This window comes from Chitinophaga oryziterrae, from assembly GCF_009758125.1.
Lineage (GTDB): Bacteria > Bacteroidota > Bacteroidia > Chitinophagales > Chitinophagaceae > Chitinophaga > Chitinophaga oryziterrae.
In genome coordinates, this window is the sequence record NZ_WRXO01000002.1 from 1118065 (window position 1) to 1144552 (window position 26488).

Consider the following 26488-nt stretch of genomic DNA (forward strand, 5'->3'; position numbering starts at 1 on the left):
TGCATTATGAGAATATTATTAACAGGGCTGTTCCTGTGTTTGTTCGCCCAGCTGAAAGCACAGTATACCTTTTCCTTTATGCCGGAAATACAGGGCCGTACAATGGACGGCATTTATAAAGTACGCATAGGGAACAACGGAGCCCGGCAGAATGTGAGCCTTACTATTATAATTACTGAAGCAAAGTCGGGTGCTGTAGTAACGATGAAAACTCCCGCTTTTGAATTGCTGCCGGGAATGAATGTTATACCGCCAACAGCAGCATATAATGCAGTGGTAGCATTTGGTGGCAGTAAGCTGGCAACCATCGTAAGGCAAAGCAGCTTTTTCCCCGAAGGAGATTATGATTATTGTTTTGAATTATATGACGGTACCACGCATAGCAGCAATCTTTTGGCAGAACAGTGTTTCAGCTATAACCTGCAACCGTTCAGTACCATGCAACTGATCCAGCCTTATGAGGGGGATAAGATCTGCGACAAACGGCCTACTTTCTCCTGGCAGCCATTAATACCGGCTATTAACGGAGTGATGTACCGCATGTTATTAGTAGAAGTGAAAGAAGGGCAGCAACGGGCTGAAGCGATCCGTATGAACCTCGCTATTATTAATCAGCAACAGATCCCTCTGCCTGTGTTATTATATCCTTCTCTTGCCAATGAATTGCAGGAAGGGAAGCAATATGCCTGGCAGGTATCAGCTTATAGGAATGACCTGTTACTTGTGGAGTCTGAAATATGGGATTTTAAGGTGGATTGTGAGAAGGATTCCGTCAAGTTGCCAGCCGAAGCCTTCAGAAGCCTGGAAGATCTCTCTAAGGGCAATTTCTACATTGCCAGAGGGCAGATATTGTTTGCCTTCAACAACACCTATGAGGCGGCTACTTTACAGTACAGTATCAGGTGTCTGACCAAAACCGAACAGGAAGTTAAAAAACTGCCGAAGATAAAAGTGGGAAGAGGCTTGAACCAGGTAGTAATTGACTTGTCTGAGAACAAAAGTTTAACGGATGGTTATTTCTACATCATGGATGTAAAACTACCCGATGGTCAGCAGAAACAATTAAGGTTCATATATAAATTGCCGGAATGATGAAAAGATATCTGCCCATAGCTGTTTTACTGGCATTGTTTGCCTGTAAAACAGACCTCAGAAAAGCTGTAAAAGATAGTGGCCTTGTACAGGAAAAAACAGTGAATGGATTTGTGATGACAATGCAATACATGCCATCGGCGGATGTTAACCTGCTGCACTTTGTACTCAACGTGAAAGAAAGCAATGGCGCTTCGATGAAAGCAGCAGATGGTAATAAGTTCAGTTACGGACTGGATTCATTATTTGGCCTGATAAACGTAACAGACACTATTCATCCTGTGGATGTAGTAAGAGTAGCCAATGGCAACATTGGTGGTGTACAGTACATGATACTGTTCGACAAACCGAATGCTTTCTCCAGGGCAAATCTGGCGTTGTATTTCAAAGACGAATTGTTTACCCAGCAGATAATCACCTTCCCTTTAAAAGGAAGTGCGATCAACCACATTGACTCTTTAAGATTGAAAGATGATAATTAAAAGAACTTCAACCCGAAAAGGAATTGCCTGTTTTTTCCTGACCCTGCTCATTGTTCAGGGATTAACGCCTTCAGTGGCATGGGCGCTTACTTCCGGTCCGTCCCAACCGGAAACAAAACAGTTTGCACAGGCAGGTACCAGTGATATGGTAGACCTGGCAACCGGCAATTTCAAATACAATATACCATTGCTGGATGTGGATGGATATCCTGTTAACCTTAGTTATCAGTCAGGCACTGGTGTTGATGATGAAGCCAGTTGGGTGGGCCTGGGATGGAACCTGAATGCAGGGGCTATCAACAGGCAACTGAGAGGTATTGCAGATGATAGCTACGGAGATGAACTCACTACAGAGAGTTATATGAAACCTAAAATCACCGCTGGTGGTAGTGCTACGGTAAGAGGAGAAGTGTTTGGCTCCGGTATTACCGGTTCCGTATCAGTTGGTATCTTCAGTGATAACTACACCGGTATAGGAGCAGAGGTGGGTGTGAACGCAGGTCTGTCACTGACAAAAGCTAATTCCGGAGGATTGACCCCGGGGGTTAACATTGGTCTCAGTTCTAACACTTCCAGTGGCGTATCGGTAACGCCTTCTATTTCTTTATCGATGAATAATACCATGGATGGTAGCGGAGCTTCCATGGTGGGGATGTCTGCCAGTCTGGGATATAATAGCCGCGAGGGTTTAAAGAGCCTCAGCTTTGGGCGTTCATTAAACCTGGGCTTTAATGCGGATTTTACACAGACCATTGACTATAATACACCGCCGTTTTATCCCAAAACAAATATCCCTTTCAAATCATCCAACTTCACGTTCCGCGCAGACCTGGGAGGTGCGGCTGTGGGTATTTTCGGTGCGATCGGCGCCACCGGTTATAAAACCAAAAGAGAAGTAAAGGACCCCATACAGCGTAACAGGACTTATGGTTTCATGTATGCAGAAAAAGGCAAAGGGGTGTCTGATGCGATGATGGACTTTATGCGGGAGAAGGATAATCCTATTATACCTGAACTGCATAACCTGGCTATGCCTGTCATTACACCGGATTTATTTTCCTATACCAGTCAGGCAGGTAGCGGTCAGTTGCGGCTTTACCGGAATGGTACCGGTGTGATCTTCGACAACGAAACGAACGATGTGTCGGATAATACTTCTGCAAGTGTAGAATATGGTGGTGGTTATTATTTCCACGCAGGTGTTTCCATCTTTAATCAGGATATAAAAACCACGAATGGCAAATGGAAATCCAATAATGCTTTTTTAGGCAGGGGCGATTATGCTCCTACCACTGCTGTAGAGGAAGAAGATGCCTATTTTAAAGAGACCGGCGAAAAGAATACAGAAGATCAGACTTATAATAATCTGATCCAGGGAGAAGAGGCGGTACGTGTTCCTCTGGATGGGAAGAGTACATTGGGACAGTTACAAACTGCGTCCGGAACTACCACATCAACAACTCCTGATTTCAAAAAAACAGGCAGGCAGGTGAAGCGTTCCCCGGTATTAATGCTGACGGCCGAAAAAGCAAGAATAGCAGGATTGGATAGGAAAATTAAGAATTATCCTTTTCTTGATTCCAGTTTTGCGCCTGCCGGCTGTAATCAAACAGGTATTCTGCCGGAAGACCGGGTAAGTAGTGCGAGAAAGAAAAACCATATCTCTGAAATGACAATTACAGGAGACGATGGAAAGAGAATGGTGTATGGATTGCCTGTATATAATATCAGTCAGGACGAATATTCCTTTGCTGTTGATGGCAGCAACGCTGATAAAGTAAAGAATCTGGTGAAGTTCCCAATGAATGCGGATGGTACGATTAACCACAAGCCTTTGAATGCCAAAGGGAAATCTACCACAGATGAATACTATCATAAAGAATCACAGCCTGCTTATGCATCCTCTTTTCTTTTGACAGGTATCTTATCTCCTGATTATGTAGATGTAGGTAATGATGGTATCACAGAAGATGACAGGGGGACCGCTATCAAATTTAATTACTCAAAACTTGCATCCAACTTCCGGTGGCGTGCTCCTTACGGGTTGGATACTGCCACTTATAACCGTGGGTTAAATGCAGACCCTGATGATGATAAAGCTTCTTTTGTATGTGGTGAAAAAGAACTCTGGTATCTGCAGTCCATAGAATCGAGAACAAAGATCGCTTACTTTATCACAGAGGACCGCAATGATGCCTTTGGGTATGACTGGTTAGGTAACAAGATTACTAATGTAAAGCAAAAACGCCTTAAAGAAATACGCCTGTACTCGAAAAATGATCTAAGTCAGCCTATAAAAACGGTAGTACTGGATTATTCTTATGAGTTATGTAAGAAGATTCCCAACAGTAATATTAACCAGGGAAAGCTCACATTGAAGAGTGTATACTTTAAGTATGCCAGTTCTACCAGGGGATCGCATAATCCATATGTATTTGATTATAGTAAAAATGATGACTACGCTTATGTTTCTTCCGATCGCTGGGGGACTTATAAGCCAATAACGAATAATGGGAATGATGGATTCCCGGGTTTAACGAATGATGAATTTCCCTATGCTACAAGAAATGCGGTTACCGCTGCACAGGATGTAACAACGTGGCAGTTAACGACTATTACATTACCTACAGGAGGGGTGATCGATATTAAGTATGAACCGGATGATTATGCTTATGTGCAGAACCGGCGGGCCATGCAAATGGTCAAATTCACCGGTATGCTTGATGGGAACGATGTGGCGACTACCAGTCTGCGCGATGCAAAGAAGTTTAAAGTCGCGATAACAGATGCACCACCTTCGGGCACTGATCCAACAGAATGGTTCAAACAAAAATACCTGAATGGAGAGTCTTATATGTATGCCAGATTCTTTGTCAATGTTTCTGATGAACCTACTGCTACGGATGCATCCAAATATGATTTTGTACCTGGTTATGGTGCTGTTGATAAAGTAGTGGTACAGAATAATGAAGCTATTATCACTTTTAAAGTAGATAAAGACGGCGGGGTCAATGTCAATCCATTTATCAGTGTGGCATGGCAGCGAATGCGATTTGATTATCCGCGTTATGCCTATCCCGGTTATAAGAATAAAATTGATGATGACCGTCCTGTAACAGCAATTGTTACAGCGCTTGCGAATTCTATTAAGAACATCTCGGAGCTCTGGGAGAATTTCAATAAACGGGCTTATCGTAAGAACTTTGCGGCCGGTGTAAATATGGATAAGAGCTTTGGCCGTATTGTGAAGAAAGACGGTATTAAACTGGGTGGTGGCTTACGTGTGAAGAAAATTACAATGTCAGATAACTGGAGCGGAATGACCGGTGATCAGTCAACCGCTGCATACGGACAGGAATATGAATACACGACTATCCAGGATGGGCAGACCATTAGTAGTGGGGTGGCTTCGTATGAACCTTCTTTAGGTGGGGATGAGAACCCTATGCGTTTACCGGTGAATTATACACAGGATGTGAAGTGGGGATTGAACAACTATTTCTATCTCGAGGAACCGATGGGAGAATCATTGTTCCCATCACCGGAGGTTGTTTACAGGGAAGTGAAGGTACGTAACCTGGCTTCCGGCGCAACAGATCCTGCTAATAAAACAGGCTGGAATACGTATGAGTTTTATACGGCCAAAGAGTTTCCGGTCCTCATAAAACAAACTGCCATTGATTCCAGGGAAAATCATCCTAAATCCTGGTCATCTTTCTTCGGAGGTAAGGCGCTCTATGAACTTACGATAAGCCAGGGATATGCTATTACACTGAATGATATGCATGGTAAGCCCAAGGCGGAAAGAGTATTTAACCAGTCGGGCCAGGAAATATCCTCTGCGGAATATTTTTACAATGCGACGGAAGAGGGAGGTATTCAGCGCCTGAGAAATGTAGTGGACGTAGTAGATAGTAAGGGTAATATTACCAAAGATCAGGTGATTGGCAGGGATATAGAAATGTTTGCAGATATGCGCCAGTCTGAAACAAGTAATGTGGGTAAATCCATCAATATTGGTCTGGATATAATCCCGGTTATTATCTGGGCCATTCCTGTACCGCATTTTCCATGGTCAAGGAATGATGATTACCGCCTGTTCCGTTCAGCTTCTGTACTGAAGACGATCCAGTACTATGGAGTAGTGTCTAAGGTGGTGAAAAAAGTAAATGGTTCCAGTGTAACGGCGTCCAATCTTTTATATGATCAGCTGACGGGAGAACCTATATTGACGCAGTCGAATAATGAATTTGATGATCCGGTGTATAGTATTAACGTACCTGCTTACTGGATGTATAAACAAATGGGCCCTGCTTATCAGAACCTCGGTTTGGTACTGAGCGGGTTCCGGGCAACAGAGGGTGTCATTCAGGGTAGCTATGCGTCCCTGCTGACCGCAGGAGATGAGCTGATCAATCCGATGACCGGCGCCAGAAGATGGGTGGTTAATTCTGCTAAGAATGGCACAGGTACTCCTGCATTACGTCTGATAGATGGATCGGGAAGGGTAACATCTGAAAACGGGACCACCCTGAAAGTGATCCGTTCCGGGTACCGTAATCTGCTCACCGCAGGCGCTACGGCAATTACGAGTATGAAAAGCCCTGTTGTAGATAATGTGCTGAGAGTATTTAAAGATGAGGAACTGGCCACATTCAGGATACTGAATGCATCTGCCATCCAATATAATGATGCATGGGGACAACCAGCGGATTGTAACCTGAAGAGCTGTCCTACCGGTTACCAGGAAAGTGCGGACGGCCGTTGTTATCTGCCACCTATTCCTGCACAGACAGACCACTTCGATATTATTGCCGGGGATAAAGACCCTAAATATTCTGACCAGGGCGCCTGGTTTTTCACGGAAACACAAAGCGATATATCTGACAGAAGAAGCACGAAACCCTTCTGGATGGGAGGCTGCGAGCCGGGTTGCGGACGTTTGGCAGAATCGGGCATATGGATGAAAGGGAATGTAAATGGCCATTGGTGGGGTATAGAGAAATGTATCAATATTCCGGCAGACGGCGTGTATAATATTGGTTATGCTTCCGACAACCTCATGGGAATTTATATTGATGGTAAATTATTCTATGACTTCCATGATCCTACTAATCAAACCTGGTTTAAATCCTGGCGTATACGTGAAAAAGCACTGACCGCAGGTAAACATATTATCCAGATAGATGCGGTGAATGCTGAGACAAAAAGAGCGATGGCCGTGGAGATTTATTCACTGGATGCGGCTACACTGATGCAAGGTGATGCAACAACGATTACTAATCATACCATCTTTTCTACCGCCAGCCTGTTAGAAGATAATACGGCACTGGTATTTGATGCTGACAGCTATGGTAATAAGTTTGACCAAAGCCTCACATGCAGTGCAGGACAAACACTTGAGATGTGTGATGGTACGCCTAACTGTGGCTATAAACCTAAAGGTTCCTGCCCGGATGGATATACGTCAAGTGCAGACGGACAGGCATGTGTGCCTATTGGTGGAGGAGAGAATGCGGATCCTTTGCTGGCAATTGCCCGGGGTAGTCAACTGAGTGTGTATTCACAGCAGGGAGCAATATTTCATGATGCTAATGGGGTAGAGGGAATGAGGATTGCTGATCCTTTCTGGGGAATGACCAATTGTACTACTTCACAGAGTCGTTTAAGTGCGAAAGCAGTTACTACGTCTTCGGTTAGCGTAACGGATGCATCATCTATATCATCAGATAGCGGTACTACCGTTGCCAGTGCAAGATCATTATCAGTAGCATCCTCGTCCTCCGGCTTTTGCGGAAGACTTAATAATACAAGCTTTTGGTTACAGGGAGCATTTGACAACCAGTGGATAGGAGTAAATACCTGTCTGAACGTACCTAGCGGAGATACCTATTATGTTGGATTCGGAGCAGATAACCAGATACGCATTTATATTGATGGTAATCTTTTCAGACAGCAATTAATGAAGAATTCATCAGATGTAGAGCCATATGTTGACTGGAAAGTACATCCTGTATATCTCTCTCCGGGTAAGCATATGCTTACAATAGAAGCGCTGAATGCAGGCGGTGATCACGCCGCAGGTGTGGAAGTGTACAGGGGGACGCTGGCTGAGGTGCAAAACCGTGTCTTTGCTCCGATTTATTCTACGGCCAATTTACTGGACGGAAGAGCGTATGATACATATGTGAAAGATGCTGGCGGCAATATTATTGAACAGCGTTTCTCCTGTCCTTCTGCAAAAGTGAATGTGTGCAGCGATACACTGGGATGCCCTGCTATTCCTAATGGTACTGTGCTGAACCCTTATACAACAGGCTACCTGGGTAACTGGCTGCCATGGAAGCAGATGACATGGCTTTCTGACCGTTCCGGCCAGTTATTACCATACAGCGCTACCAGCATTCCTGATATCAGGCATAATGGTCACTATGCAACCTTCCATGCTTTCTGGGTTTATAATAATGGCTGGAGTATCACGACAAATACTGATTGGGTAACGTCAACGACTACCTCTCTCTATGACCAGTTCTCACAGGAATTGGAAACCAAAGATGCCCTGAACAGGTATAGCAGCGCACGTTACGGTTATAAATCCACCCTGCCGGTGGCAGTAGGCGCCAATATGCGTCAGCGTGAGATCTTCTATGACGGGTTCGATGATTATAAGTTCAATAATCTGTGTATGGATTCATTGCCTTGTCAGCCGGATGAGTTCAATATCTATAAAACACTGGGCAGTAATTATGCGGCCCGTCTGGATACGAACTATTCCCACAGTGGTAATTACAGTCTGAAGCTGAATGGGAATGATATCCCACTTAAAACTTACGTATTCGATAGTGAACATGCACCGGGTATTTATCTCGCCAACAATACGTTTGGTGAATACTACCGCAGACCAGATGCATGGCTGGGTTTAAGAGGGTTCTGTCCGGTTACGAACAGACGGTACATATTCTCTGCATGGGTAAGAGATGGGGCTGCATCGTCTACGAGTGCTGGTATTACACTCAAACTCAATGGTGAAATTGTCACCCTCACCAAAAAAGCAGCAGTCGAGGACTGGAAACTGGTAGAAGGTGTATTGGAAATACCAACGAAGGTGGGCACCGGGGATATGGCAGTTGTGAATGTTGTGCTAAACGGAGCCAGCGGAGTGTATATAGATGATGTCAGGATCTTCCCTTACGACGGACAACTGAAGACATTCTCTTATGACGATAAAACGTTAAGACTGATGGCAGAAATGGATGAAAACAACTATGCCACGTTCTATGAGTATGATGATGAAGGATCACTGATCCGTGTGAAGAAGGAAACAGAAAGAGGCATCATGACGATTAAAGAGAACCGTTCCACTTACCGTAAAAAGAATTAAGCCATGAGATTAAGTACAAAAATCATTATACCCGCATTCATAATATTGATAGGAGCAGGCGCTTATGCATCATTGCATAAAGCACCTGTTCCGTCCCCTGCGGCTGCGGTCCCGGCTGTGGACAAAGAAGAACAGGAAACCCTGAAAGAATTATCTACCCTGTTGCACCGCATGGATACCTTGACCGTACTAACGATTACAGGTAGCATTCACGCAACCGACCTGGCAGACAGCAGTAATACCATGCAATCGGATTTCTGTTATTCCAGGCAGGGAAATATTGCTTATTACCGGTTGGGACAAACAGAGATGATCTCTTTAGGGGATGCTTATATAGCTATAGCACATGATGCGAAGAAGATCTTTTTGTCTCCCCCCAAGGAAGTGGTAAACCCGGTAAAGATGCCAACCAGCGAAGAAGTTGACTTCCTTAGTAAAGAAGGATATAAAGTATCCCGCGTGGAGAAAGATAACCTGTTGCGGATATCACTGATCAGCAATACACATGTTGCCTGTCGTGAATACAGGGTGTCATTTGACAGTACAGGGTTCGTCCGTCAGTCATTCATGCGCATGACAGATCCCTATGAGCCTAAAGATAAAACCCGTGATAAGCTGATGTATTTAACCATCAGAAGCTGGGAGTTGGGCAAAGTACGTACGGACCTGTTGCGAATGGACCGTTACATCCGTGTTGTTGATGGAGAGCCTGTACCGGCTCCCTCCCTGAAAGCCTATGAATTGATCAGGGAACAATAATAATGTTAACCTCTAATGAAGAAAAGTATGCGTCGTTTTAATATAATTATCATCTGGCTGTTAGGCTTTGTATTGCATGCAAACGCATTCAATGCAATAGAGTCTTATCAGAACCAGTTGCAGGGGAGGATCAAAAAAGGAGATACGCTTATCGTCAAAGATGAGAAGTTTCAGAATAGTGCTTTCGACTGGACAAAGATCCATAACCAGACGGTGAACAACATCATCACCTTTGGCTTATTCAGGGATTCGGGTTATGTGTTTACAAAGTCTTTTAAATGCCAGGTGGAGCTGAAGATAGAATACTGGTCTCAACCGGACCAGGCAGATCCTGTGATCGTAGATCATGTGAAGCTGGATATAGGTTATGACTCTACAGCCGGAGCAGCCTACCAGGCTGCTGCTACCTATCGTTTCATGAACGGTTACCGGGTGAAGATTACGGTGAATGATATCAGCAGTGCCGAACTGGGATCAACATTGCCGGCAGCATTCAGTTTAGCCGGACAGGTAGTGATTGAACGTTCTTATGACATAGCAACGGATAATACGATCGTGCCCCAGGTAACACTTGTGGGTGCCACAAATGCCAACGCACCTGCTGCGCCTACTGGTACGCCTAATGATGTATCACTCACCTGGACCAAGATCACCGGTGCAGAGGAGTATGACCTGGAGTGGACATTTATAGATGAAGAATCAAAGAATGGAGGAATTCTTGCGCAGGCAGGAGCAGGGGTAACGACTACCACACTGGAGCGTATGTTCCGGAACAATGCTACCAGGGTAACTATTCCCCATGAGTATTATGATATCTCACTGGTGAATTTTTCCAAATACCTGTTGATAAGAATCCGTACCGTGCAATACACTGCGGATGGTTTCCGGCAGACAGGCGCCTGGAATTATGATCTTGATCAGGGAGGTACTTCCGGTCCGGGTGTTATCACCCTGGACGAAACAGCCGCATGGCATTTGCCTGGACTGAACTGGCAATATAGTGCGGTATATGCAGAGGAAGGGAAGAAGAAAGAGATCGTCAGTTATTTCGATGGTACCCTGCGTAACAGGCAGACCGTGACGGTGAATAACTCAGATAATAAAGCGATTGTACAGGAGTCTTTGTATGATGAATTCGGTCGTCCGCTGGTAAGTATTTTACCGGCACCTTTAACAGATAATAAACTCACCTATTATCCTGGTTTGCATCTTACCTCATCAGGCACCGGCACTTATAATTTCAGTAATGTATATGGTGCCAATACGAATTGTATCAATACACCACAGCCGTTAGGAACTACGGCCGGTGCGGGAAAATATTATTCCCCTAATAATGATTTTCTTAGTGACGAGCAGAATAAATATATCCCGGATGCGGGAGGTTATCCTTTTGCGGTAACAGTCTATACGGCAGATAATACAAACCGTCCCAAGGTACAGGGTGGAGTAGGTGCATTATTCCAGCCCGGACCGGACCCTGTTAACAGTAAGGCTACCCGTTATTATTATGATAAACCCCAGCAGTGGGAACTGGACAGGATGTTCGGGAATGACGCCGGTTATGCCAGTCATTATTTGAAGAACATGGTCATAGACGGTAATGGACAGATAAGTGTAAGTTATCAGAATGCTTCTGGCAAAACGGTGGCTACGGCGCTGGCAGGTGGAACACCTGCGAATACAGATGCGTTAGCATCTAAACCAGCTGCTACCACTGAAACATTCCTGGTGCTGCAACCAGATGATTTCACTTTTGATAATGCAAAGCTAAAACTGAGTGCCACTACGACTTATACTACTGCCGTACCAGGAAATGTCAGTCTTGTGTATACTGCGGATCAACTGATAAAAACATATTCGCAGAATGGCGTAACCATTTGTAGTAATTGTTACTATCAATTGAAAATACGTATCACGGATGATTGTAACCGTGTTATATATAATACGGCTACTCCTGTTACTGTGGGCAGTCTTGCCAGCGATTGTAATAATACTATAGCAGCAACAGATAGTATCAAAGTGAATTTTGACAAGATAGGAGAGTATTATATCTCTTTTGAATTAGGGCTTACGGATGAAGCTATTCAGCATTACACGGATGATTTTGTGAAGAGGAATACGAATCTCAGCACACAATGGCAATATATCCAGCATGCTTTATGGGGTAGTGATTTCTCTTCCTGTTTCAGTGAGTGTACAACCTGTAAAGCTTCTTTAGGGGAGAGGGTAGATTTTATTGCACGTGTAAAAGCGCGTCTGGCAGACCATGATGTGGATATTGTAGCTAATGCGACTGCTATTAACAGTTGGGCAGATAGTCTGTATACTAACCTTTCCGCGCAATGTCTTGCGGCGCGGGCTTCCTGTGCTCCTTCCCCGTGCGCGGACCTCGAAAATCAGATGAAGCTGGATGTGAGCCCGGGTGGACAGTATGCTTTGTTCGATGCAGCAAATGACCCGCTGGAACAGGGCATTAATGTACTCTATCTGCACTGGCGGGATGTGTTCCCGGTGAAAGCATCTTCAGATCCGGATTATATCAGTGAACAGTTTGAAGATCAGGAGGGTGTATTGATTTCTCCATATGATGAGAATTTCACATTGGAAGATCTGGTGAAATACTGGAAAAGTGAATGGGCTTCGAAGTTTGTTCCCCATCATCCTGAATATTGTGCTTTACTGTTCTGTAATGCCAATAGCAGCTATTTACAGTGGGACGATAACCTGGTGAATTTAGCGGAAACGGTATCTGATATTCCTGCCCTGGCAAGCGGTGTTACTTATAGTAACACGAATGCGGCGTGGTTAGTAGCAGGAGATCCATTCTTTGCTTCTACCGCCGGTGCAACTTACAAAACTGCTTTTACAGCGGCATTAAATAATTATTCAAACAGTGTATTAAGTATTACGCAGGCAGGTACTAAGAGTTTATCTGCTTATGTAGATTACTCATTGTATTGTTCGGATAAGACCGGATCTACGAACAGTTCTGCTGATTCGGATAACTGGACAAATTGCACACCTGTAGCTTCCTGTCGTATTCCTGATCTGGAGTGGAAGATGTACAGAGATAAATACATGGAGCTGAAGAATAAGTATTACCAGTTGCTTCGTGATAATTCCTATTGTGGTAGTTCATGTCCGGTAGGCAATAGCTTATCTTATGATACATCCAGTTGTCCGTCGGCATTAAGTTTTAATATTCAGCCGGATGGTACGAATTGCGGTACAGGTACACAAAGAGTGAAGATTACATATACAGGAGCTTCCCCTTTAACAAAATCTCTGACTGTAACATTGTATTATCCTGAAGAGCTGGACTTATTGACTAAGGACAATAGTGTTGTTTTTTCGGCAGGACAAACAGATGCTTATGCATGTATGGATGGTACGATCAATCTTAGTTCGGTCCATATTGCAGATGTTAGTTGTGCGGGTAGTAGTGCTGGTGGCAGGGCCTCAGCAAGCTTCTGTACGCTGGCAGCGAAAACTTCAAATTTCCAGATGTCGCATAATCATACATGGAATGGTACTGATGATATAGGTAATGTCTGGACTTTTACATTGACTTATATTGGAACGACTGCTATTCCTGTTGGAGCTACGCTTGCGGTACATGTATGGTTTGAAAATTCGTCTGCTGGTCCAGGGGAGTTCTATAGACATTTTTATTTTGATCATGATAACAGCTCGTATACTATCACATTGAGCGGAGTAGCGAACACGCAGTATACGTATACAATAGAGCCGGAGGTTTCCTGCTCTGTACCTGCCACAACCTGTGATCCGGCATACAAGTACAAGGAATCTCGTATTGATAAGATATCCTACACTACGCCGGCTGTTTCTACCGATACTACCGTAATAAAGGCATATGCGAATGCACAGATTGCAGCGCAGATAGGTGCAAACTGTGAAGCGCAGGCAGATACATGGATACAACAGCTGGATGGCTGTTTATTAGCAACAGATCCTGACTATGCAACGAAAAGGGCGTTGTTGCGTACGAGGTTAATTGAGGTGTGTAAATTGGGTGGGGATGTGAATCATCCTAATGGCGCCAGTACAACTCCGAATGCTCAGTTAACGGCTTCTGGTTATAGTTCATTCAAAGATGTGATTAAAGCAACACTTGGTGCTGCATCTTTTAGTATGATCTGTAATCCATGGTTGGTAGATGCCCCTTATCCTTATGATGTAAAAGAGCAGGCTGCCAGTCATATTATAGACAAGACCAGTACTGATGTATGTGCTAAACTGACAGCTATTACCCAGGAGTATACTTCCTCTGGCAGTACGCTTACGCTGTATCAGTATCTTACCAGTAAATATGGTACGGCGATGAACCTGTCTGCAGATGAGTTTACCACGTTACAGAATGGGTGTACTAACTGTCGTTATTTATTAGCCCAACCTATACAGGTACCGGTATTTTTAGATGGTACGGCAAAGGGTTGTATTACTGCTGCTGAGTTCCAGGCAGGTTTGACTGCGATGGCGCAGGAGAGCTGGATGAACAGTGCCAGTCCGGATTATGAAGGTATTTATTCAACCTATCTGAATCAGCGTTGGGGCTTTACGCTTTCTTACAGTGATTATAAGGCTTATGTTGATGCATTGGCTACCACTCCGACGGCTGTATTATGCAATCATCCTGCTTACAGTACTGTGAAACCAGACCCTTATGAGTGCATGATGCAGGTGATGGATAATGCGGTGGCTACGGCTGTGTTCTTATATAAAGAATATATAGCGGAAGTCCGCCGTCAGTTCCGCAAGGATTACATTGCTTATTGTTCGGCAGAGAAGGTGAAGTTACAGATGACTGCTTCTCAGCAGTATTATCATTTTACGCTGTACTATTATGATCAGGCAGGTAACCTGGTGCGAACTGTACCTCCGGAAGGGGTGCATTTGCTGGATGCTGCCTTACAGGAGCAGATCAGGGCTGTTCGTGCGAATGAGAATGTAAGCTGTGATTACGATGATGCGGTGGTTAATAAAGACAAACCGACAGCGTTGCAGCAGTTGACGACCATGTTACAGACGGGTACTAACAGTGCGATGGAGATGTGGTTGTATAATGGGACTGCGGGTACCAGTCAGGTGTTGATGACAACAGGTAATAACAAGTACCTGATGAATACTTGTCTGGATGGGCGTTATCTACATCTGGATACTTATACGCTGGTTCCTTCTTCGGACAATACGGCAGTTGATCTTACACAGTCTACGCATACTATCGCAGATTTGCAGGCAATTCTTCCATTGAAACAATGGACGCATATTGTGATGCAGGGCGCGAATCTCAATAGTAATAATCTTACTGTATATGTAAATGGGGTTGCTTGTCCTGCGGTGGCGATTGCACCTAACGGAAGCTGTGGATTTGAGATAATATCGACTTCTACGGGTATTGTGTATCCGGAAAGTATTACTACGCTGAAGCATCTGCGTTTGTATAACAGGTTGCTGACACCGGCGGAAATTGCTGCGAATGCGGGCGTGTCTTGTTTGTCTCTGAGTCCTGCCTATGCGACAGCGCTGAATAGTAATTTACAGTACTGGGGTAGGTTTAACATCCCTGCAGCGGGTTCTGTGACGACAATCGGCAGTGGTAGTACAACGGAAACGCAGTATTCAGCGGTATTCCCTTCGCATACACTGCCTACTTCATATGCTTATCATTCTCTGAATGGCGTAGAAAATTCCTTCGCCCCTGATAATACAGGTAACAGTCGTTTCTGGTATGACAGGTTGGGACGTGTAGTTTACTCTCATAACTGGGAGCAGTTTTCACCTGCAAATGGAGGTGTTGCGAATCGTTACAGTTATACGAATTATGATGCGCAGGGACGTATAATTGAAGTGGGAGAGAAGTCCGGCACTACTACGCTGGCCGCTACACCCTTCCTGACTGATACGCAGGTAAATACGATGAATACTACGGGTACTAATACGCAGATCACCCGTACTTATTATGATGAGCCTTATGCGGCTGCCGGTCTTGCTCAGGATAATTTGCGGAAACGTGTATCTGCGGTTACTTATCAGGATGTTGCAACTGGTGGACCTCAACAAGCAACTTATTACAGTTACGACCAGATAGGTAATGTGAAGACGTTGTGGCAACAGATACAAGACCTGGGTACTAAACGAATTGATTATCAATACGACCTTGTTAGTGGTAAAGTGAACAAAGTGCGTTACCAGCAGGGAGCTGCCGACCGTTTCTTCTACAACTACGAGTACGACGCTGAAAACCGGTTAACCAAAGCCCGTACTGGTATTAATAGTACGTCTGGGGATGCCTGGGAGATTGAGAATCCAAAGACAGATGCGGCTTATCGTTACTATTTACATGGCCCACTGGCTCGTATGGAGCTTGGTAACACTGCATTGGTGCAGGGACTGGACTATGCTTATACCTTACAAGGGTGGTTAAAGGGGGTAAATGGCAACTATCTATCCGCAGCTAATGATATGGGTAAGGACGGTGTTGTGGGCAGTACAAGGGCCGTTGTTGGCCGGGATGCGTATGCTTATACTCTTGATTACTTTAAAGGTGACTATCTGCCTATTGGTACAGGTCAAACTGCGATTACTTTAAACTGGGGGGCTAAGTCAGGAGATGTAATGGGTCGTAACCTGTATAATGGCAATATCAGCCGTAGTACACTTGCATTGTCTAACATCAATTCTGGTGCTTCTGTTGGTTACACTTACCGTTATGATCAACTGAACCGTCTAACCGCTATGCGTCAGCATGGGTTGACAGTAGGAGATACGACCTGGAGCACAACATCTATTGGATTCCCTTTCAAAGAGGATGTTAAGTATGATGGCAACGGTAACATCTTAAGCTATGTCCGTTATGGTAGTGGTGTTAGTGGCAAAACCTTACCAATGGACAGTATGAATTATGTTTATACTAAGGATGCCTCAGGTTACCTGAAAAATAACCGGCTGACCCAGGTATTAGACCGTGTAAGTGGAGATCCATATACAAACGATATTTCAAATCAGGCGGCAAATAATTATCTTTATGACAACATCGGTAATTTGATTAAAGATGTGGAAGGTGGTGTTAGTAACATCCAATGGACGGTGTATGGGAAGATCAAGAGCATTACCAAGTCCGATGGCAGTTCTTTGGAATATCGTTATGATGCTGGTGGTAACAGGATTTACAAAGCTTATGCTCATAGTGGCGTAACTGATAAAACCTGGTATGTACGTGATGCGCAGGGTAATACACTGGCTATCTATGGTAATAAAGATGGCGGTTCTACCCTGTACTGGAAAGAACAGCAACTCTATGGTTCCAGTCGTTTAGGTATCTGGACACCCGATGTTGCTGTAGGTACTGATGTAAGTAGTATGTGGGATAACCTGGGTATTAAGCGTTATGAGCTAAGCAATCACCTCGGTAACGTATTAGCTACGATTAGTGACAAACCTGTTTGGGAAGTTGATCATTATAAAGCAGAGTTACTCAGCGCGCAGGATTACTATCCATTTGGTATGTTGCAGCCTGATAGGAGTTATTCGCTTGGTAGTTATCGTTATGGGTTCAATGGGAAGGAGAATGACAATGAGGTGAAGGGTGAAGGGAATCAGCAGGATTACGGGATGAGGATATCAGATCCGAGGATAGGAAGGTTTTTAAGTGTGGATCCGTTGACGAAATCATACCCCGAGTTGACTCCGTATCAGTTTGCTAGTAACAGGCCGATTGATGGAGTTGATAGAGATGGTGAGGAATGGGAACTATCTAGTACATCAAGTAAGTTAATTAGGCATGTTGAGATTACAAAAGCTGTAACTAGTTACCAATTGAATTTGAGATTGGCTAATCAACCTATGTTCAGACAATCGGATCCTTGTGTGTCTTGTGCTGAGGAAAGGCGGAGGTCAATTGAGAATGTGCAACGCATAGATAAATTAAGAACTATTATGGGACCTGTGGGCGGTGAGTATGGTTCAGGGGCTGTGGAGAGTCCTGTTATAAAAGGTGTTGCTGTCGGAATATTAACGGCTCCATTATCAGGAAGTGGCGCCCGCATGTCAGGGGCTTTTACTTCTTTTAGTTCATTTGGAAGGTCATTAATTGGGTTTAATACATTTAGAGCAGGATTAGGAAGTGCAGCAGCTGATTTTACAATCCAAACAGCATTTCAAATTGGTCAGAATGGGAAAATTTCAATTGGCGATTATAATGTTGGAAGTTTAACAGCAAATGCTATTTTTAGTCATCCGTTTACTACAGCTTCTTTAGGTTCTGCGCTTCAGGTGAATTTATCAATGGAGCCTTTTAAGAATTCAGTTTTTCAAGATAAATCAATGATACAATTTGGAGTGGAGACAAGTGTAGGTACATTATTTAATATTGCAGCAGGTAAAGGCGCAAGTGCCCTTACATCCCATTTTGGTGAAACAAGTGCTAATTACCTAAACTATTTGTTTGGTAATCAAATATCAACTACTGGAACTTATATCTTTAGTGAACAACAAAAAAAGAAGGAAAATGAAAATACGCATTAGTAGGAAAATAATTATAGCGACTTGTATTATTTTTCTTTTTGGATATTTGATCTATTTGCAGTTTAATACTCGTTATAAATTATGCAATTATGGATTTTGGACCACAGGGATTCTTGTTAAAGAAGAAAGAGGTTATAAAGGGAATTTAAAGTTTGTATATGAATTTTATATTGGAAATAATAAATATAGAGGAGATGCATCTGGTATAGCATTATTAAATAGCGCAGGAAGAGACTTTGTAGGAAAATCTTTCCCGATAGTTTATTATTCCAAAGATCCAAATATAAGCAAGATATTAATTGTTCCAAGTGATTTTAAATACTGCAATAGAGAATATCCCGATAGTCTTAATTGGGTATTGGAGTATTTAAAATGATTTTTAGATAATAGGTGTTCTATTTATGACTTTTTTAAAGATAAAAGCCCCTGTCTAATCATTCAGCTATCTGAAAAATGTAGTAAAAGATAAAATAGTTACTAATTTAATAGAAGTGATGAGTATGACAGCTAATAAAGTAATCAAAGAATTAATTATGATCTTGATTTTACAGTTAAAAAAGATAAAATTAATTTAGCGGACAGATTAGATATTTGGCTATTTATGCGTTATGATCCAAAAGAAGATTGAATGGATTGGGTAAAAAACGGATAATGAAGCATAACAGCTAATGGCTAGCCCAACATATTTTTATTAATCGTGCATTGAACACCTCGGATCGACTTGTCTGATTCTATTATTTGCAAGTAATAAATATTGTAATACGATTAAAAGGATAAGAGTTGAATTATAATTAAAGTAATAAACCCGGTCAGCGACCGGGTTTATTACTTTATGTGCACCCGGCATGGACGTATACTCTAGGGTGTAAGTCCCTGAACGCGCCTTGATAGTAGGAAGCGTTAACTTAAGGCAAGGGTGTCCTTCGTGAGAAGGAATCTGAAGGAGGCCGGCGGTAAATCTCTGGCCTGACGAACAGGAAGCAGATTAGGCAAAGATGTGTGGGTGAGTTTGCATAACAAAACAAAGCCCGAAACTATCCGAAACACATTGTTGTAGATCTGACAGGTATATGAAGGATCTTTAAAAATATTACTATTGGCGGCTTCCCCCAATAAATACGCTACAGTAATATCGAATGCTAAGTCGAGGGTTTTTAGCCACTTCAAGAGAAGGGTTTATCTCGTCCCGTTCATATTTGCCTACAACAATATAAGAAGTATTCGTCTGCTTTGCTAACTCTTGCAGGGAAAGGTTTTTTATCTTCCCTGCATTTTCTTACTCTTTTACCGAAAGTAGTCATTGTTTGAAGACAGCAAGGCTGAATGGTGTTAAGCTGGTGCCTAAACTATAATGGACCCCGAAAAAAGGGCCGGCAGTTAAGATAAAAACTTTAGTCTTAAATTGCCTAAAGAATGACAAAGAAGAACAGACGTAAGTTTAGTGGGGACTTCAAAGCGAAAGTCGTATTAGAAGCCCTTAAGGAGCGCAGCACCATGGAAGAACTAGCGCGTAAGTATGAGTTGCATCCTACTCAAATCAATACCTGGAAGAGAGAAGCCGCAGGGAATTGGCCAGCGCATTTGAGACAGATAGCGGGGGGCCTAATACAGAACAACAGGAAGACCAACTGGAAAAGCTGTATGCGCAAATCGGTCAATTAAAGGTAGAGAATGATTTTTTGAAAAAAAAGTTGCGTTGAAATCGGTCTCTTCACGTAGAGATATGATCGAGTTAGGGCATGCTGGGTTAAGCATGCGTCAACAGAAACGCAGTATTCAGCGGTATTCCCTTCTCATACATTGCCTACTTCATATGCTTATCAATCCCTGAATGGGGTAGAAAATTCCTTCGCGCCGGATAATACTGGTAACAGCCGTTTCTGGTATGACAGGTTGGGACGTGTGGTTTTCTCTCATAACTGGGAGCAGTTTTCACCTGCAAATGGAGGTGTGGCGAATCGTTACAGTTATACGAATTATGATGCGCAGGGACGTATTATAGAAGTGGGAGAGAAGTCAGGCACTACTACGCTGGCCGCTACTCCCTTCCTGACTGATACGCAGGTAAATACGATGAATACTACGGGTACTAATACACAGATCACCCGTACTTATTATGACGAGCCTTATGCTGCGGCCGGTCTTACCCAGGATAATTTGCGGAAACGTGTATCTGCGGTTACTTATCAGGATGCTGCTACTGGAGGACCTCAGCAGGCTACTTATTACAGTTATGACCAGATAGGTAACGTGAAGACGTTGTGGCAACAGATACAAGACCTGGGTACTAAACGAGTTGATTATCAATACGACCTTGTTAGTGGTAAAGTGAACAAAGTGCGTTACCAGCAGGGAGCTGCCGACCGTTTCTTCTACAACTACGAGTATGACGCTGAAAACCGGTTAACCAAAGCCCGTACTGGTATTAATAGTACGTCTGGGGATGCCTGGGAGATTGAGAATCCAAAGACAGATGCGGCTTATCGTTACTATTTACATGGCCCACTGGCTCGTATAGAGCTTGGCAACACTGCATTGGTGCAGGGACTCGATTATGCTTATACCTTACAAGGGTGGTTAAAGGGGGTAAATGGCAACTATCTATCCGCAGCTAATGACATGGGTAAGGACGGTGTTGTGGGCAGTACAAGGGTCGTTGTTGGCCGTGATGCGTATGCTTATACTCTCGATTACTTTAGTGGGGACTATCAGCCTATTGGTACAGGTCAAACTGCGATTACTTTAAACTGGGGGTCTCAGTCAGGAGATGTAATGGGTCGTAACCTGTATAATGGTAATATCAGCCGTAGTACACTTGCATTGTCTAATATCAATTCCGGTGCTTCGGTAGGCTACACTTACCGTTATGACCAGTTGAACCGTCTAACAGCTATGCGTCAGCATGGGTTGACAGTAGGAGATACGACCTGGAACACAACATCTATTGGATTCCCTTTCAAAGAGGATGTTAAGTATGATGGCAACGGTAACATCTTAAGCTATGTCCGTTATGGTAGTGGTGCCAGTGGTAAAACCTTACCAATGGACAGTATGAATTATGTTTATACTAAGGATGCCTTAGGCTACCTGAAAAATAACCGGTTGACCCAGGTATTAGACCGTGTAAGTGGAGATCCTTATACAAACGATATTTCAAATCAGGCGGCAAATAATTATCTTTATGACAACATCGGTAATTTGATTAAAGATGTGGAAGGAGGTGTTAGTAATATCCAGTGGACAGTGTATGGGAAGATCAAGAGCATTACCAAGGCCGATGGGAGTTCTTTGGAATATCGTTATGATGCTGGTGGTAACAGGATCTACAAAGCTTATACTCATGGTGGTGTAACTGATAAATCTTGGTATGTACGGGATGCGCAGGGTAATACACTGGCTATCTATGGTAACAAAGACGGAGGCTCTACCCTGTACTGGAAAGAACAGGAATTATATGGTTCCAGCCGTTTAGGCATCTGGACGCCTGATGTTGCAGTAGGTACTGATGTAAGTAGTATCTGGGATAATCTAGGCATCAAGCATTATGAGCTAAGCAATCACCTTGGCAATGTGTTAGCTACAATTAGTGACAAACCTGTTTTGGAAGGCGATCATTATAAGGCAGAGTTGCTCAGTGCACAGGATTATTATCCATTTGGCATGTTGCAGCCGGATAGGAGTTATTCGCTTGGAAGTTATCGTTATGGGTTTAATGGTAAGGAGAATGATAATGAGGTGAAAGGAGAGGGGAATCAGCAGGATTATGGAATGAGGGTGTATGATCCGAGGATTGGAAGGTTTTTGAGTGTGGATCCGTTAACTCAGAAATATCCAGAACTTACACCATATCAATTTGCAAGTAATACTCCAATTTGGGCAATAGATATAGATGGAGCAGAAGGTGGTATTCCTATTAGCTATGGAGGTGGTCAATCGACTAATGAAATAGTAAGTAGAACTAACATAGTTAAGGATTTTGGAAAATGGCTTGATGCTCCTGCTCATAAGGGCATGGCATATTCATATAATCTCGCGTCTAATTTACCCAAAGGAACTGTTGAAACGAATAGGGATTTATTGAACGCCATGTTTCAAACAGGAGCGCAGTATATGATGCACCGTTTCGGCAATAGTAAAATTGTTGCACGGGTAAACGCTAGCAATCTTGCTCCTCAAACACCTGGAGTCGAGGTGGCTATAAAAACGACTCAACCCGCAATGAAGTTATCTTCTGAGCCTATAAATGTCGGAGAAGAAGATGGGTATGCTATTGTAAGAGATCCAGCAAATTCTAAGGTAGTAGGAAAAGGGTGGTTGACTGAAGGAGCATTAAGTTTATATATCAAAACAAAGGGTACTACATTAGATGGCCGCGGAGGAGATGTTTTGAAAGGAATCTTTAACTATATTAATACAGAATTCGATGAAATACGATCTATTCGAGGTATTTGGCGGGCAGGTGATTTAAGTGATAACCTTGATGCCTTTAATAAATCTTTAAAAAAATATGGTGGAGATGAAACTGCAGCACAGAAGGCCGTAATGGAAACCTTTACAGGGGAAATGGCAAAGAGATTGGGATATACTGGTACCCCTAAAGTTTCCTTAGGGACAGAGAAGGATGAAGATGGAAACTATAAATCTGTAGATGTAATATTTACTAAACCTAAATAGTAAAAATGATAGAGGAAAAGGATTTAGAATACTTGGGATTTGTTGGCTTTGAACATTTATCCAAAGATAAAAGGGATGGTAAACGAAGGTTGACTTGGGTAGGCGTTTTGAACGACGACCTTTTAACTTTGCTAATTGTGAGAATTGAGGACAGATGGGAGATTGAGTTATTGAAAGTTGAGTCAGATGATGTTCGAAGAAAATTTTTCAGTCTTAACCCGACATTAGATGAAGTATTGCAAGTTATTAAAGATCATGGTCAATTATCATGTTCAGATTAACAATATGTAAGTAATTAAGACCTACTAGTAAATGAAAAAAGTAGAGTCGTTATCGGCTATGACTTTTCTTTGGAATATCGTTATGATGCAGGTGGTAACAGGATCTACGAAGCTTATACTCATAGTGGCGTAACTGATAAAACCTGGTATGTACGGGATGCGCAGGGTAATACACTTGCTATTTACGGTAACAAAGACGGGGGCTCTACCCTGTACTGGAAGGAACAGGAATTGTATGGTTCCAGCCGTTTAGGTATCTGGACGCCCGATGTTGCGGTAGATACTGATATAAGTAGTATCTGGGATAATTTAGGTATTAAGCGTTATGAGCTAAGTAATCATTTGGGTAACGTACTGGCTACAATTAGTGACAAACCTGTTCAGGAAGGTGATCATTACAAGGCAGAGTTACTCAGTGCACAGGATTACTATCCATTTGGTATGTTACAACCGGATAGACGTTATTCTCTTGGCACTTATCGTTATGGGTTTAACGGGCAGGAGAAGTCTGACGAGATAAATGGAGATGGAAATAGTTATACAGCACAATTCTGGGAGTATGATTCAAGAATAGGAAGAAGATGGAATGTGGATCCTGTGCAACAAATTGACAAAAGTGATTACTCCGTATTCTATAATAATCCTATCTTAAATACTGATCCTAATGGAGCTTATTCAAGATTAGGTGCAGCTTGGAGAGCTATAGTCTGGGGAGGATCTACTACATACTCAGAATCACGTCATTCCTACGGCGTTACTTATGCTGGTAAGCAGTGGGATGAAAATATGTATAATGTAGTTACTGCCTTCCATGGAAGCAGGCAATCATTTGGTACCGAAGTAAAAGATGAGTATTTAAATAATTTAGAATTCAAAGAATTCTGGCAACGTGAACTTGATTCAAAGCGTGTAAAAATCACTGATAGCAGAGTAATAGCGGCAGGTAGTTGGGCTATTTTGGCTCTCCCAGGAGGTAAGTTACTCGGCCCGGTAGATCAAGCAGTGTTGTATGCTGAAGGAGGAACAGGAGTTGCTGCTAGTGAAGCTAAAAGTGTAGTTGTTGAAAAAGTTGTTGAGAAGGTGCTTCTTTTTGGAAAAAATGCGAAAGGACATTTAATAAAACATGCTGATGTATTAGGGCTCGGAGGCCATACTCCTCAAGAACTTCAAAAGCTTGTACCTAAGCTTGAACAGTTAGCTTCTGATTTACTAAAAGCATCAGATCCTGCATTAACAAGGATTGGGGCGTGGAATGAAACTCCAAATGCATTATTCTATATAAGCGATGGAAAAATGATAGTTACAGAAGCGAATGGTACATTAATTACTTTGATTAATAAAACCTCAAATAATTGGTATCAACTTGCCAAACCATTAGTAAAGCCTTAATATAATTAAAATGGATATTAGCACATTATTAAAAAAAGAAATAAGTAGAGTGTTTATTATTCTTTGGCCTCCTTTGGGGGAGGAAAAGAGAATAAATGTAGATATTTCAATTGGAATTACTTTAAGCGGATTTGAAGGATTATTTGTAATAACTACAGACAAGGGGGACAATTGGACTCCTATAGTTATTAAGCAAAAAATACCTGATAAATACTTTTCTTATGATATTTTTGAAAGTCGTGTTACCAAGTGGCAGACTTGTGAAATTGATGAAATTATTGACAATGAATATTATGACTTTACTAATTCTGCAGAATTTAATGACATTGTAGGGCATAAGATATTAGATATTGAATGGATAATGATTAAGGGTAAAAGTCCATTCGGGTTAAAGTTATATTTCGATGTTGAATATTTAATCTCAACACCTATTTCAGATGGGAATACTATAGAAACAAAAAAATTTAATTGTCTAAATAACATAACTACTTATCAACAGCTTGGTGAAATTGTTTTTGAAAGTGTACAAAAAATCATTTAAGATTATCTGAATTGTGTGCAAACTGATTTTTATTATAACGAAAAATAAGGTAGGCAAAATGTACGACAAAGGTAAGTACCGAATATTCGCATACTTTTATAACTCAAGTTAACACGACTAGATATTGCACGACTTAACGTGTTAGCTACGATTAGTGACAAACCCATCCAGTAAGGCGATCATTATAGGGCAGAGTTACTCAGTGCACAGGATTACTATCCATTTGGTATGTTACAGCCAGATAGGAGTTATTCGCTTGGTAGTTTGAGGTGTTTGATTTTCCCGGACAGTGTATTCTCTTAGTTAAGAAATAGATTTTACAAATATAGTAAACCCAATTACATTTATTGTCGATTCAAAGCAGAATCGGCTCTGCTGGGAAGCACCCGTGTAGGAATAGAATCGTCCGACAAATAGTCCGGTTGTCTACTCCGCATAAGTAGTAAGGAGCTCATGGAATAAATTAAGCCATGAACTTTTTTATTTCCTTTCAATAGACTATTTGGCGGATTGATGCCTATAAAATCCCGCCGGGGTCTGGGGGCGCGTAGCCCCCAGGACATGATGCTTATGGGCGTTAGCCCATGCCATTTTTGACTTTCTGATATCATGCTGCTGTCTGGTTTAACTCAAAATTATTAGGTGATAAATAACCCAGGGAAGAATGTAATCTTTTCGGATTATAATACATTTCTATAAATTCAAAAATCTCGGTTCGGGAATCCTCAGCGTTATCAAATGCGCCGCCTTCCATCAATTCAGCCTTAAAGCGGCTAAAATAGGACTCCATATGCGCGTTGTCGTAAGGATTGTCTGCATCGCTCATACTCTGCGTTAGCCTACGTTTATCAATAAGCTTGCGAAACTTTTTACTCGCATACTGACCACCCCGATCAGAATGAATGACCATCTTCTCCTGGGGTTTACGATTAGCCAACGCTTTCTTAAAAGAGGTTATTACCAGTGATTCCTTCATGTGATCCTGTAAATCCATCCCACAATTTTGCGCGAATATAAATCCATCCATACAGACAAATAGCGGAATGTTCCATCTGCCATAGGGATGTAAGTAATATCGCCTACCCATGTTGCATTCATACCGGATGGAAACCCCTGTTTCTTCAGCACATTAGGACTTATGGTGTAAGGATGCCTACTATCCGTTGTTTTAGGTACAAAAGACCTGGGCTGAATAGCTTTTAATCCATTCCGATCAAGGTGGATATTACGGTTAAAGCTTACCACTATTTCAGGTCATAGTGTACCACAATTAAAGACTTGTAGTAGCTGATGTAATTTAACTGTTTTTATTCTTCCGTAAGGATTCTCCTTTCAGCTCTATTTT

General features: G+C 42.5%; 13 protein-coding genes and 1 pseudogene. 11 read left to right on the forward strand and 3 right to left on the reverse strand.

Going from position 1 to position 26488, the window contains the following annotated elements; all coding sequences use genetic code 11:
• Window positions 1-6: 6 nt before the first annotated feature.
• The 6 genes from GO495_RS12050 to GO495_RS12075 are packed head-to-tail and all read left to right on the forward strand — an operon-like array spanning window position 7 to window position 18634.
• On the forward strand, window positions 7-1092 hold the full coding sequence (locus GO495_RS12050; RefSeq protein ID WP_157299921.1) for a DUF928 domain-containing protein: 1086 nt from the start codon (window positions 7-9) through the stop codon (window positions 1090-1092).
• Window positions 1089-1574, forward strand: a complete 486-nt coding sequence (locus tag GO495_RS12055) for a hypothetical protein (protein ID WP_157299922.1) — start codon at window positions 1089-1091, stop codon at window positions 1572-1574. Before GO495_RS12050 ends, GO495_RS12055 begins: the two co-directional genes overlap by 4 nt.
• Window positions 1564-8955: a hypothetical protein gene (locus GO495_RS12060; RefSeq protein WP_157299923.1), complete on the forward strand. Its 7392-nt coding sequence runs from the start codon at window positions 1564-1566 to the stop codon at window positions 8953-8955. The genes GO495_RS12055 and GO495_RS12060 overlap by 11 nt, the downstream gene beginning before the upstream one ends.
• Before the next feature lie 3 nt (window positions 8956-8958).
• Entirely contained in the window at window positions 8959-9714 is a 756-nt protein-coding gene (locus tag GO495_RS12065) for a hypothetical protein (protein WP_157299924.1), read from the forward strand.
• A 15-nt stretch (window positions 9715-9729) separates the two neighbouring features.
• A complete protein-coding gene (locus GO495_RS12070) occupies window positions 9730-18258 on the forward strand; it encodes an RHS repeat-associated core domain-containing protein (protein WP_157299925.1) in 8529 nt (2842 codons plus the stop codon).
• Complete coding sequence (locus GO495_RS12075; protein WP_157299926.1) at window positions 18242-18634, forward strand: hypothetical protein; 393 nt, start codon at window positions 18242-18244, stop codon at window positions 18632-18634. Before GO495_RS12070 ends, GO495_RS12075 begins: the two co-directional genes overlap by 17 nt.
• A gap of 717 nt (window positions 18635-19351) precedes the next feature.
• On the opposite strand, the gene GO495_RS32655 is transcribed toward GO495_RS12075, so the two are convergent.
• Window positions 19352-19519, reverse strand: coding sequence for a helix-turn-helix domain-containing protein (locus GO495_RS32655; protein ID WP_420808913.1), 168 nt, complete (start codon window positions 19517-19519; stop codon window positions 19352-19354).
• 152 nt (window positions 19520-19671) lie between these two features.
• Here GO495_RS32655 and GO495_RS12085 point away from each other — a divergent pair, with 152 nt between their 5' ends.
• The 5 genes from GO495_RS12085 (at window position 19672) to GO495_RS12105 (ending at window position 25143) form a co-directional block, all read left to right on the forward strand.
• Window positions 19672-19920 (forward strand): transposase, encoded by a 249-nt coding sequence (locus GO495_RS12085; RefSeq protein ID WP_157299927.1) that lies wholly within the window; start codon window positions 19672-19674, stop codon window positions 19918-19920.
• A gap of 138 nt (window positions 19921-20058) precedes the next feature.
• On the forward strand, window positions 20059-22932 hold the full coding sequence (locus tag GO495_RS12090) for an RHS repeat domain-containing protein (protein ID WP_157299928.1): 2874 nt from the start codon (window positions 20059-20061) through the stop codon (window positions 22930-22932).
• A gap of 5 nt (window positions 22933-22937) precedes the next feature.
• Entirely contained in the window at window positions 22938-23213 is a 276-nt protein-coding gene (locus GO495_RS12095; protein WP_157299929.1) for a hypothetical protein, read from the forward strand.
• Window positions 23214-23282: 69 nt separating this feature from the next.
• Window positions 23283-24602: a hypothetical protein gene (locus GO495_RS12100; protein ID WP_157299930.1), complete on the forward strand. Its 1320-nt coding sequence runs from the start codon at window positions 23283-23285 to the stop codon at window positions 24600-24602.
• Between the two features lie 10 nt (window positions 24603-24612).
• Complete coding sequence (locus GO495_RS12105; RefSeq protein WP_157299931.1) at window positions 24613-25143, forward strand: hypothetical protein; 531 nt, start codon at window positions 24613-24615, stop codon at window positions 25141-25143.
• Between the two features lie 607 nt (window positions 25144-25750).
• Here the strand turns inward: GO495_RS12105 and GO495_RS12110 are convergent.
• Both GO495_RS12110 and GO495_RS32660 read right to left on the reverse strand, forming a co-directional pair.
• On the reverse strand, window positions 25751-25996 hold the full coding sequence (locus tag GO495_RS12110; RefSeq protein WP_344812471.1) for an integrase core domain-containing protein: 246 nt from the start codon (window positions 25994-25996) through the stop codon (window positions 25751-25753).
• A gap of 12 nt (window positions 25997-26008) precedes the next feature.
• Window positions 26009-26241: pseudogene (locus GO495_RS32660) on the reverse strand (transposase); the annotation flags it as partial.
• Window positions 26242-26488: the final 247 nt, after the last annotated feature.

Excerpts from the sequence above, each read along its gene's own strand:
- GO495_RS12095 (WP_157299929.1), top strand. The coding sequence starts at position 22,938 with ATGATAGAGGAAAAGGATTTAGAATACTTGGGATTTGTTGGCTTTGAA.
- GO495_RS12055 (WP_157299922.1), top strand. The coding sequence starts at position 1,089 with ATGATGAAAAGATATCTGCCCATAGCTGTTTTACTGGCATTGTTTGCC.
- GO495_RS12050 (WP_157299921.1), top strand. The coding sequence starts at position 7 with ATGAGAATATTATTAACAGGGCTGTTCCTGTGTTTGTTCGCCCAGCTG.
- GO495_RS12060 (WP_157299923.1), top strand. The coding sequence starts at position 1,564 with ATGATAATTAAAAGAACTTCAACCCGAAAAGGAATTGCCTGTTTTTTC.
- GO495_RS12075 (WP_157299926.1), top strand. The coding sequence starts at position 18,242 with ATGAAAATACGCATTAGTAGGAAAATAATTATAGCGACTTGTATTATT.
- GO495_RS12105 (WP_157299931.1), top strand. The coding sequence starts at position 24,613 with ATGGATATTAGCACATTATTAAAAAAAGAAATAAGTAGAGTGTTTATT.
- GO495_RS12070 (WP_157299925.1), top strand. The coding sequence starts at position 9,730 with ATGAAGAAAAGTATGCGTCGTTTTAATATAATTATCATCTGGCTGTTA.
- GO495_RS12085 (WP_157299927.1), top strand. The coding sequence starts at position 19,672 with ATGACAAAGAAGAACAGACGTAAGTTTAGTGGGGACTTCAAAGCGAAA.
- GO495_RS12065 (WP_157299924.1), top strand. The coding sequence starts at position 8,959 with ATGAGATTAAGTACAAAAATCATTATACCCGCATTCATAATATTGATA.